This is a genomic window from Longimicrobiaceae bacterium (genome assembly GCA_035936415.1).
Taxonomy (GTDB): domain Bacteria; phylum Gemmatimonadota; class Gemmatimonadetes; order Longimicrobiales; family Longimicrobiaceae; genus JAFAYN01.
This window is the reverse complement of the sequence record DASYWD010000313.1, coordinates 1-10,972: the sequence shown is the minus strand read 5'-3', so window position 1 is coordinate 10,972 and position 10,972 is coordinate 1. Positions and strand designations below refer to the sequence as shown.

10 protein-coding genes and 1 rRNA gene are annotated in these 10,972 nt (G+C 69.4%); all 11 read left to right on the top strand.

Annotated features, from left to right (window positions below):
• The first annotated feature begins 53 nt into the window (after window positions 1-53).
• Window positions 54-632, top strand: coding sequence for a F0F1 ATP synthase subunit B (gene atpF / locus VGR37_12960; protein HEV2148307.1), 579 nt, complete (start codon window positions 54-56; stop codon window positions 630-632).
• Between the two features lie 3 nt (window positions 633-635).
• The gene (gene atpH, locus VGR37_12955; protein HEV2148306.1) at window positions 636-1,211 is read left to right on the top strand and encodes an ATP synthase F1 subunit delta; all 576 of its coding nucleotides are present in this window, start codon (window positions 636-638) and stop codon (window positions 1,209-1,211) included.
• A 151-nt stretch (window positions 1,212-1,362) separates the two neighbouring features.
• Window positions 1,363-3,057, top strand: a complete 1,695-nt coding sequence (gene atpA / locus VGR37_12950) for a F0F1 ATP synthase subunit alpha (GenBank protein HEV2148305.1) — start codon at window positions 1,363-1,365, stop codon at window positions 3,055-3,057.
• Between the two features lie 32 nt (window positions 3,058-3,089).
• Window positions 3,090-3,959: a F0F1 ATP synthase subunit gamma gene (locus tag VGR37_12945; protein ID HEV2148304.1), complete on the top strand. Its 870-nt coding sequence runs from the start codon at window positions 3,090-3,092 to the stop codon at window positions 3,957-3,959.
• Between the two features lie 27 nt (window positions 3,960-3,986).
• On the top strand, window positions 3,987-5,465 hold the full coding sequence (atpD, locus tag VGR37_12940) for a F0F1 ATP synthase subunit beta (protein ID HEV2148303.1): 1,479 nt from the start codon (window positions 3,987-3,989) through the stop codon (window positions 5,463-5,465).
• Window positions 5,465-5,755 carry an ATP synthase F1 subunit epsilon gene (gene atpC, locus VGR37_12935; GenBank protein HEV2148302.1) on the top strand — a complete coding sequence of 97 codons (291 nt, stop codon included), beginning with the start codon at window positions 5,465-5,467 and terminating at the stop codon, window positions 5,753-5,755. The genes atpD and atpC overlap by 1 nt, the downstream gene beginning before the upstream one ends.
• A gap of 161 nt (window positions 5,756-5,916) precedes the next feature.
• Window positions 5,917-6,501, top strand: a complete 585-nt coding sequence (locus VGR37_12930; GenBank protein ID HEV2148301.1) for a hypothetical protein — start codon at window positions 5,917-5,919, stop codon at window positions 6,499-6,501.
• Window positions 6,502-6,569: 68 nt separating this feature from the next.
• Window positions 6,570-7,406 (top strand): PHP domain-containing protein, encoded by an 837-nt coding sequence (locus VGR37_12925; protein ID HEV2148300.1) that lies wholly within the window; start codon window positions 6,570-6,572, stop codon window positions 7,404-7,406.
• Window positions 7,407-7,432: 26 nt separating this feature from the next.
• Window positions 7,433-7,984 carry a hypothetical protein gene (locus VGR37_12920; GenBank protein ID HEV2148299.1) on the top strand — a complete coding sequence of 184 codons (552 nt, stop codon included), beginning with the start codon at window positions 7,433-7,435 and terminating at the stop codon, window positions 7,982-7,984.
• Window positions 7,966-8,601, top strand: a complete 636-nt coding sequence (locus VGR37_12915; protein HEV2148298.1) for a hypothetical protein — start codon at window positions 7,966-7,968, stop codon at window positions 8,599-8,601. Before VGR37_12920 ends, VGR37_12915 begins: the two co-directional genes overlap by 19 nt.
• Before the next feature lie 255 nt (window positions 8,602-8,856).
• Window positions 8,857-10,972 (top strand): 23S ribosomal RNA (locus tag VGR37_12910); the annotation flags it as partial.

Below are 10,972 nucleotides of genomic sequence, written 5' to 3'. Positions count from 1 at the left end.
GCCGCGGGAGAGTCTCCCGCGGCAGCCGGCTGACTTCTTACCGAGCAGATACCATGCGCCGCTTGCTCTTCGTTCTCACGGCCCTCGTCCTCGGCTCCGCCGCCCCGCTGCACGCCGCGGAGGGCGGGCTGCTGGAGGCGAACACGGGCCTGATGGTCTGGACGATCGTCATCTTCGGGATCGTCCTCCTGATCCTCTCCCGGGCCGCCTACCCGAAGATCCTCGGGGCCGTCGAGGCACGCGAGCGGCACCTGGCGGAGCTCGCCGCGGCCGCCGAGCGCGACCGCGCCGAGGCCGCCACGCTCCTGGAGGACGCCCGCCTGCAGAGGGAGACCGCGCGCGCCGAGATCCAGGCCGCCATGGCCGAGAGCCGCACCGAGGTGGAGCGGATGAAGGCCGACATCCTCGCCGAGGCCCGCCGCGACCAGGAGGAGCTGATGGAGCGCGCCCGCCGCGACATCGCCGCCGAGCGCGAGGCGACCATCGACGCCGTCCGCCGCGACGCCGTGGAGCTGGCGATGCGCGCCGCCGAGAAGCTGGTGCGCCGCAACCTGGACGCCGAGGAGAACCGCCGCCTCGTGCGCGAGTACCTCGGCCAGCTCTCCGGGCCCGCCGTCCCGGCCGGAGTCTGACCCGTGCGCGCCGAAGCCATCGCCCGGAACTACGCGGAGACGCTGCTCGCCCTGGCCCAGCGCCACGGCGGCCTCGCGACCGCGCAGGCGTACCTGGGGGCCATCGAAGACCTCGCCACGCTGCTGGAGCGCGAGCCCCGGGTCCGCGAGTTCCTGGAGACGCCCCGCGTGTCCCGGGAGCAGAAGCAGCAGGCGCTGCGGGCCACCCTCGCCGGTCGTGTCCCGGACCTCTTCCTCCGCTTCACCCTGCTGGTGGTGGAGAAGGGGCGGCAGGGGCTCTTCCGCGAGATCGCACTCGCGTACCGCGACCGGGTGGACGAGCTGCTCGGGCAGGTCCGCGTGCAGGTGGCGATCTCCCACGAGCCCGATGCGCTGCTGCAGGAGGAGATCCGGCGCGCGCTGGAGGCCCGTCTCGGGAAGAAGGTGATCGCCGAGTACCGGGTGGACCCGGAGCTCCTGGGCGGGCTGATCGTCCGCATGGGCGACGAGATCCTGGACGGCTCGGTCCGGAGCCGGGCGGCCCACCTGCGCCGCCGCCTCCTGGAGACCCGTCTCCCCGCCCCGGCCACGGCGGCGTGAGCCCTGGCCGGCCGCGGGCCGCAGCGCGGAACCGCGCGCGACGCAGCCGGTACAGGGGGCAGGAATAGCGTAACCGGTTTCGGCTCAAGTAGTTCACAACAGGCAAACGGCCACTCCAGCGGCGTCGCTGGACCGGAAAAGGATTAAAGAGATGGCGGTCGACACCCAGCTTCGCGCGAGCGAGATCAAGAACGTCCTCCTCGGGGAGATCGAGCGGTACGAGGACGTGCTGCAGGCCGAGGAGGTCGGTGAGGTTCTCGAGGTCAAGGACGGGATCGCCCGCATCTACGGCCTCGGCGGGACCATGGCGAGCGAGATGCTCGAGATCACCGCGCGCGAGAGCGGGCAGGTGATCTCCGCGCTGGCGCTCAACCTGGAAGAGGACAACATCGGCGCGGTCGTCATGGGCGACTGGACCGCGATCCAGGAGGGCGACCAGGCCCGCCGCACCGGGCGCGTGCTCGACATCCCGGTCGGCCCCGAGTTCCTGGGCCGCGTGGTGAACCCGCTCGGCGAGCCGGTGGACGGCAAGGGCCCGATCCACGGCGTCGCCCGGCGGCAGGTGGACATCGTCGCTCCCGGCATCGTGCTGCGCCAGCCGGTGAAGGAGCCGATGCAGACCGGGATCAAGGCGATCGACGCGCTGATCCCCATCGGCCGCGGCCAGCGCGAGCTGATCATCGGCGACCGCGGCACGGGGAAGACCGCCATCGCCATTGACGCCATCATCAACCAGAAGGGCCAGGGCGTCGTCTGCGTCTACGTCGCCATCGGGCAGAAGAACTCGACCATCGCCGGCGTGGTGAAGCGGCTGCAGGACGCGGGCGCCCTGGACTACACCATCATCGTCGCGGCCTCCGCCTCCGACCCGGCCCCGCTGCAGTACATCGCACCGTACGCCGGGACCGCGCTCGCCGAGTACTTCATGTACACCAAGGACGAGAACGGGAAGGGGAAGGCGACGCTCTGCGTGTACGACGACCTTTCCAAGCAGGCCGTGGCGTACCGCCAGATGTCGCTGGTGCTCCGCCGCCCCCCGGGCCGCGAGGCGTACCCGGGCGACGTGTTCTACCTGCACTCGCGCCTCCTGGAGCGCGCGGCCAAGCTGTCCGACGAGATGGGCGGCGGGTCGCTGACCGCGCTCCCCATCATCGAGACGCAGGCGGGCGACGTGTCGGCGTACATCCCGACCAACGTGATCTCCATCACCGACGGGCAGATCTTCCTGGAGTCTAACCTGTTCTACTCCGGCGTCCGCCCCGCGGTGAACGTCGGCATCTCGGTGTCGCGCGTGGGCGGCGCGGCGCAGATCAAGGCCATGAAGAAGGTGGCCGGCAAGCTCAAGGGCGAGCTGGCGCAGTACCGCGAGCTGGAGGCGTTCGCCGCCTTCGGCTCCGAGCTGGACCCGGTCACCCAGCGCCAGCTGGCGCGCGGCGCCCGCTCGGTGGAGGTGCTGAAGCAGGGGCAGTACTCGCCCATGCCGGTGGAGCAGCAGGTCGCCATCATCTATGCGCTGACCAATGGCTTCCTGGACAACGTGGACGTGGCGCAGGTCCGGGCGTGGGAGCGCGACTTCCACATCTACCTGCGCACCACGCACCCGGAGGTCCTGGACGGGATCCGCAACGACCGGGACCTGACCGCCGACAACGAGAAGGCGCTCCGCGCGTCCATCGAGCGGTACGCAGAGATGTTCGCGGACCCGCACTCGCCGGTGGGTACCGAGAACTACGCGAACTCGGCCATCCTCCAGGAGACCGACGCCGACCGGCGCATGGGCGAGGAGCAGCTCCGTATGGCCGCGCGTCCCGAGGCGAACGCCGCCTCCGCGCGCCAGAGCTACTGAGCGGCCCCCGCGAACGCTAGAGCTGAGGAGTCATGGCCAAAGGGAGAGAACTCAAGGGGCGGATCCGCTCGGTCCAGAACACGCGCAAGATCACGCGGACGATGGAGATGGTCGCCACGTCCAAGCTCAAGCGCGCCCAGGACCGCGTGGCCGCCGCCCGACCCTACGCGGAGCAGCTCGGCGAGGTCATCCAGCGCCTCCTGACCCCGGAGCTGGCGGTCCGCTACCCGCTGCTCCGGCAGCCGGAGCAGGTGCGGCGTGCCGCCGTGGTCCTGCTCACCTCCAACCGCGGCCTGGCGGGCGGCTTCAACGCCAACCTGATCCGCGAGGCGCGGACCCTGCTGCGCGACCTCCGCGGCCGGGGTGTCGAGGTGGAGCTGCACATCGCCGGGAAGAAGGGGATCTCCTTCTTCCGCTTCCAGGGCGAGACGCTACGCAGCGCGGTCAACGACATCAGCGACCGCCCGTCGGCCGCGGACGCCGAGCGGCTGGTGAACGACCTGATGGACGACTTCACGGCGGGCACGCTGGACGCCGTGTACGTGGTGTACGCGCGCTTCGTCTCCGCGCTCTCCACCCCGCCCGCCACCCTGCAGCTCCTCCCGGTGCCCGCACCGGCCGAGGGTGAGCGGAGCGGGGGCGGAACGGACTACATCCTGGAGCCCTCCGCGGACGAGATCCTGAACCGGATCCTCCCCCTGTACGTGCGCAACGGGGTGTACCGCGCGCTGGTCGAGACGGCCGCCGCCGAGCAGGGCGCCCGGCGGACCGCCATGAAGAACGCCACCGACAACGCCGGCGACATCCTGGAGGGGCTGACCCGCACCTACAATCGGGTGCGGCAGGCGGCCATCACGCAGGAGATCGCCGAGATCGTCGGCGGTGCCGCGGCGCTGGACTAGACGGAACCCAACCAAGGAGAACGATAGATGGCAGCCATTGCCCCTGATCGGGCCACCGTCCCGACCGGCGCCGCCAAGGTGGGCCGCGTGGTGCAGGTGATCGGTCCGGTGATCGACGCGGAGTTCGAGGGGACCCTCCCCGACATCTACAACGCGCTCCGGGTGACCCGCCCGGGGACCGACGGCGTGGACGCCGAGATCGTGCTCGAGGTGCAGCAGCACATCGGGCGCAACCAGGTGCGCGCCGTCGCCATGGAGTCCACCGACGGCGTGGTCCGCGGGATGGAGATCGTGGACACCGGCGAGGCGATCACCGTCCCCGTCGGGCGCCCCGCGCTCGGCCGGATCCTGAACGTGCTCGGGCAGCCCGTGGACGAGGCGGGCGTGATCCCGCAGTCCGCGGAGCGCTGGCCGATCCACCGTCCGGCCCCGAAGTTCGTGGACCTGGAGGCCAAGACCGAGATCCTGGAGACCGGCATCAAGGTGCTCGACCTCCTCACCCCGTACGTGAAGGGCGGCAAGATCGGCCTCTTCGGCGGCGCGGGCGTGGGGAAGACGGTCGTCATCATGGAGCTGATCAACAACATCGCCAAGGGGCACGGCGGGCGCTCCGTGTTCGCCGGCGTCGGCGAGCGCACCCGCGAGGGCACCGACCTCTGGCTGGAGTTCAAGGAGGGCGGGCTCATCAAGGACGAGAACCTGGAGGAGTCGTCCGTCGCCCTGGTGTACGGGCAGATGAACGAGCCGCCGGGCGCGCGTCTCCGCGTGGCGCTCTCCGGGCTGACGGTGGCGGAGTACTTCCGCGACGTCGAGAAGCAGGACGTGCTCTTCTTCGTGGACAACATCTTCCGCTTCACGCAGGCGGGCTCCGAGGTGTCGGCGCTGCTGGGCCGCATGCCCTCCGCGGTGGGCTACCAGCCGACGCTGGCCACCGAGATGGGGCAGCTCCAGGAGCGGATCACCTCCACCCGCGAGGGCTCGATCACCTCGGTGCAGGCGATCTACGTGCCGGCCGACGACCTCACGGACCCGGCCCCGGCCACCGCGTTCGCGCACCTGGACGCCACCACGGTGCTTTCCCGCGCGATCTCCGAGCTGGGGATCTACCCGGCGGTGGATCCGCTCGACTCCACCAGCCGGATCCTGGACCCGCAGTACATCGGGGAGCGGCACTACCAGGTCGCCACCTCGGTGCAGCGGATCCTGCAGCGCTACAAGGAGCTCCAGGACATCATCGCGATCCTCGGGATGGACGAGCTCACCGAGGAGGACAAGGTGATCGTCGGGCGGGCGCGGCGCCTCCAGCGCTTCCTGTCGCAGCCCTTCCACGTGGCCGAGCAGTTCACCGGCACCCCCGGCGAGTACGTGAAGCTGGAGGACACCATCGAGTCGTTCGAGCGCGTGGTGAGCGGCGAGTTCGACCACCTCCCGGAGCAGGCCTTCTACATGGTCGGCGGCATCGAGGGCGCCGTGGAGAAGGCCCGCAAGCTGGAGCAGGGCGGCTGATGGCGGCCCCCGCTGCGGGCGCCGGTGCCGGGGCGGGGGCGCTGCGCGTCTCCGTCCTCTCGCCGGAGCAGACCGTCTACGAGGGCACGGCCGCCCAGGTGGTGGTCCCCGCGCACGACGGGCTGCTCGGGATCCTGCGGGGGCACGCGCCGATGATGGCGCTCCTCGGGGAAGGGGTCCTGCGCATCGAGAACGGCCGGGACGTGGCGCAGTTCCGCGTCTCCGGCGGCTTCCTCCAGGTGGTGAACGACACCGTGACGGTGCTCAGCGAGCACGCCGCCGCGGCCTGACCGCGGAGGGATCCGGGACGTGGACGGCCCCCGCCGCTCGCAGGAGCGGCGGGGGCCGCTCCGTTTGCTCCGGCGTGGTCCGAAACTTGATTCGGAGCGACGCGCCAGCGCCGCCCCCGGGGCGGCAAGTGTTTGTCCAAACAGCAGATGGAGATACGGAGATGGCGCGTTCCTGGCTCACCCGCACGCTCGCCGCACTCGGCCTAGCGGCCGTATCCGCCGGCGCAGCGGGCGCGCAGGTGTTCACGCCCACGTACATGTCGCCGCGGATGACCAACGACATCGGCGTCTACGTGGGAGACAGCCCGAGGGATCCGGGGGACCTGGCGATCGAGGGGATCTGGCGGGGCGGCCCCCTGGGGCTGCGCGTCGGGTTCGCGGACGGGCCCGACGACGCGCTCCTGGTGGGCGGCGAGTTCCGGAACCCCATCCCCCTGGCCGGAGCCCCCTTCGGCCTCGCCTTCACGGCGGGGATCCAGGCCGCCATCGGCGACGCGGACGCGCTGGGCTTCCAGGCGGGTCTCACGGCCGGGCACACCTTCCTGTCCCCGGGCTTCGCGTTCACCCCGTACATCCACCCGCGCATCGCCTTCATCAACGGCTTCGGGGGCGACGACGAGCTCGACCTGGAGGTCCTGGCCGACGTGGGCTTCGACCTGGGCATCGCCCCCAACCTCATCCTCCGCTTCGGGGCCAACCTCGGCGAGGGGGCCGACTGGGGCTTCGGCTTCGCCTGGCGGCGGTAGGGTACAGGCGCAGCACCTTCGCTCACCGTCGGCGCAGCGTCCGGCGGTGAGCTTTTTTCCGGAGAGCGATGAAACGGATCGACCTGCACCTCCACTCCCGTGCCTCCGACGGGCACCTCTCCCCCGCGGCCGTGGTCGATGCCGCCGTGGCGGGCCGCCTGGACGTGATCGCGCTCACCGACCACGACACGGTGGGCGGGGTGCGCGAGGCGATGGAGGCCGGGCGCGAGCGCGCGATCCGCGTCGTCCCCGGGATCGAGATCAGCACGCGACACGCCGACGCGGAGATCCACGTCCTGGGCTACTTCGTGGATCCGGACTCGGAGCCGATGCGCCGCCATTCCGAGGGGGCCCGCGGCCGCCGTGTGGACCGCGCGCAGCGGATGGTGCGAAGGCTGCAGGAGCAGGGGATCCCGCTGGAGTACGAGGACGTCGTCCGCGAGGCGGGGCCGGACGCGTCGTCCATCGGGCGCCCGCACATCGCCCGCGCGCTGCTCGCGGGGGGGCACACCCGCTACTACGCGGAAGCGTTCGACCGCTACCTCGCGGACGGGAGGAGCGCCTTCGTGCTCACCGACTTCCCGTCGGTGCGCGAAGCGATCGAGATGATCCACTCCGCCGGGGGGGTGGCCGTCTGGGCGCACCCGCCGGTGGAGGTGTTCGACCGGGAGATCCGGACCTTCGCGGCGTGGGGGATGGACGGGGTGGAGTGCTTCCGCCCGAACAACCCCCCCGCCGAGTCGCTCCTCTTCGAGACCGCGGCGCGCGCGCTGGGGCTGCTCCGCAGCGGCGGGTCCGACTGGCACGGCCCCCACCGGAGCCGTCTGGGCGACTTCGCGGTCCGCGAGGAGGACGTGCGCGAGCTGATGGAGGCAGGGAACCGGACTCCGCCGGCAGCAGCCTAGCGCGGGGTCGCCAGGGAGGAGGCGCGATGACCAACTCACCCGTGCTGCGGGACCCCTGGGTGGGGGGCGGGCTGGCGCTGCTGGCCCTCCTCACCGTGGGCGTGCTCCTCCTCTACCGGAGCGCCCCGCAGACCGTAGCCGAGGCGCGGACGCGGACCCTGGTCGCGGTCCGTCCCAGCGCGTTCGAGCCGCGGATCGCCCGGGCGGAGGAGCGGGAGCGCGCGGCCGCGGCGGCCCTCGCCTCGGGAGACACGGCCTCGGCCGCGCGCGAGTACACCGCCGCGGCCGAGGCCGCCTGGTCCGCGCGCGAGCTGGCCTCGGACTCCGTGGAGGCGGGCGTCGCGACCGAGCTGTGGGGCCGCATGGTGCTGGACCGCTCCGCGCTGCTCCTGGCTGCCGCGTCCTCTCCCTGGTGGCGCCGCGACGACGACGCCACGCTGCGGGAGGCGCTCGCCGCCACCGAGCGGGTGGTCGCCGCTCCGGTCTCTCCCGCCATCCGTCAGCGTGCCGAAGCGCTCGCGACCGACCTCCGCACCAAGCTGCGGCCCGGGCCGCTCGAATGGATTCCGCGGCGCTGACCCCCGCGCGGCGAGCCGTGGCCGCGGCGCTCCTCTTCCTGGGGAGCGCCGCCCTCGCGGGTGTGCACCTCGTGGCGGAGGGAGTGCGCTACCGCGTTCCCGGTCTCCCGGAGGGTGTGTTCGCCCTCCTCCTCACCTACGTGCTCCTCCTGCGGCGGGGGTGGATCCGTCCCGCGGGGTGGCTGGGGTGGCTCGCGGTCGGGTACGGTACGGCGGCGAACGCGCAGCTCCTGGAGCTGCTCCTTCCGCCACCCGGCGTGATCGAGTGGATGGTCGTCTTCGTGCTCGCCTTCGCGGCGTGGGGCGCCCTCACCGCGGGGACGCGGACCCGCCTCATGGCCTCGCTCGCCAGCCTGGCCCTCCTCCTCGCCCTGCTCAAGTTCTCCGTGATCCCCGTTCTCTGGGAGCGGGTCGGCCCGGCGCCGGGGGAGGCATTCGGGCTGGGAAACGCGGCCGAGTCGGTCCGGCGCATCCTCGCCGAGCACGAGCCCACCCGCCCCGCAGGGCAGCTCGTGGGGCTCCTCGCACTCGGGCTGTGGGCGCTCGGGACGCGGCTCCTGTGGGACGATCCGGCCCCGGATCCGGGGGATGCGGCGGAGATCGATACGGGGCCTTGACGGCCGGGGTGGGCCCCATTATTATATGCGCCCCCAACAAACGGACGGCGCGGCGGCTGCGAAACGGAGTCGGCCGAGGCTTGACGAAACGGGGGCGAGCCGCTAGTATTAAGGGCTCCGCGGCGGGACGGTTGCCGCGACAGGATTGATTGAAAACACGGGTCAAGAGGGAAGGGAGTAGGTTTCGCTGAGGAAGAGCACCTTTGGCGGTGGACCGGGAGAGGCGCGTCCCTATATGGGATGTGCAGACAATCCGGTCAAGCGGAAAAGGGCGCACGGTGGATGCCTTGGCACGGACAGGCGAAGAAGGGCGCGATAAGCTGCGAAAAGCTTCGGGGAGCCGCACGTAGGCAGAGATCCGGAGATGCCCGAATGGGGAAACCCGGCAGCCGTCATGGGCTGTCACCCTCCACTGAATCCATAGGTGGAGAGGAGCCAACGGGGTGAACTGAAACATCTAAGTAGCCCCAGGAAAAGAAATCAAACGAGATTCCCCGAGTAGCGGCGAGCGAAACGGGAAGAGCCCAAACCCGGGGAGACCCGGGGGTTGTAGGGCCTGGATGGGGCTAGACCCGTCCACATGGACTCTTTAGCAGAAGCGACCTGGAACGGTCCGCCAGAGCGGGTGAGAGCCCCGTATGCGAAAGAGAGCCCCAGTGGATGATCCGGGTACCTGAGTACGGCGGGACACGAGAAATCCCGTCGGAATCTGGGGGGACCACCCTCCAAGGCTACATACTCGTCCGTGACCGATAGTGCACCAGTACCGTGAGGGAAAGGTGAAAAGAACGCCTGGCGGCGAGTGAAATAGAACCTGAAACCGTGTGCCTACAAGCGGTAGGAGGAAGGGTACTCGTTCTTCGGAGCGGGTGCGGCTTCTGACTGCGTGCCTTTTGCATTATGATCCGGCGAGTTACTCCTCACGTGCGAGGTTAAGTCCTTCAGGGACGGAGCCGCAGCGAAAGCGAGTCTGAAGAGGGCGCAGAGTACGTGGGGGTAGACCCGAAACCGAAGCGATCTACCCATGGCCAGGATGAAGCTCGGGTAACACCGAGTGGAGGTCCGAACCCGTTGCTGTTGAAAAAGCTTGGGATGAGCTGTGGGTAGGGGTGAAAGGCCAATCAAGCTCGGAGATAGCTGGTTCTCCCCGAAAACTATTGAGGTAGTGCCTCGGAGCGTGTCTGGCGGAGGTAGAGCACTGGAAGGACGCGGGGCCCCACCGGGTTACCAACTCCTACCAAACTCCGAATGCCGCTTAGATGGACTCCGGGAGACAGGGTACGCGCGATAATGTGCGTCCGCGAGAGGGAAAGAACCCAGACCGTCGGCTAAGGCCCCGAAGTGCGAGCTAAGTGAGAAACGATGTGGATGTGCACAGACAACTGGGAGGTTGGCTTAGAAGCAGCCATTCCTTGAAAGAGTGCGTAATAGCTCACCAGTCAAGTGCGTCTGCGCGGATAATGGTCGGGACTGAAGCTCGACGCCGAAGCCACGGATTCCGCCTCTAGGGCGGGATGGTAGGGGAGCGTTCTGGTAGCGGAGAAGCGGGCGTGGAAACGTTCCCGTGGAGCGGCCAGAAGTGAGGATGCCGGAATGAGTACGCGAGAACGGGGGTGAGAATCCCCCGCACCGAAAGCCTAAGGTTTCCAGGGGCAGGCTCGTCCGCCCTGGGTTAGTCGGACCCTAAGCCGAGGCCGAAGGGCGTAGGCGATGGGAATCAGGTGAACATTCCTGAACCACGTGATGTGCGTTACCACCCGCAGGGGGGACGCAGGAGTGAAAGCAGGGCCGGCCGACGGTTGTGCCGGTGCAAGGGCGTAGGCGGTCCCGGGGGATGAAAGACCCGGGTAGCCGAGACCTGATGCCAAGCGGAGGCTTGCCTCCGTGAGTCTGCCTAATCAGGCTGCCGAGAAAAGCCTCGGCGGGGAGTGCATCATGTGACCGTACCGCAAACGGACACACGTAGGCGAGGCGAGTAGCCTCAGGTGCTCGAGTGATCTGTGGAGAAGGAACTCGGCAAAATGTCCCCGTAACTTCGGGAGAAGGGGAACCTCCAGTACTTGAGCGCGGCTTGCCCGCGCGAGGGGAGAGAGGTCGCAGAGAATCGGCCCAAGCGACTGTTTAGCAAAAACACAGGTGTCTGCAAAGTCGCAGAGACGACGTATAGGCACTGACGCCTGCCCGGTGCCGGAAGGTTAAGAGGAGAGCTTAGGGGGTAACCCCGAAGGTTTGAATCGAAGCCCCGGTAAACGGCGGCCGTAACTATAACGGTCCTAAGGTAGCGAAATTCCTTGTCGGGTAAGTTCCGACCTGCACGAATGGCGTAACGACTTGGGCGCTGTCTCCTCCACACGCTCGGCGAAATTGGAGT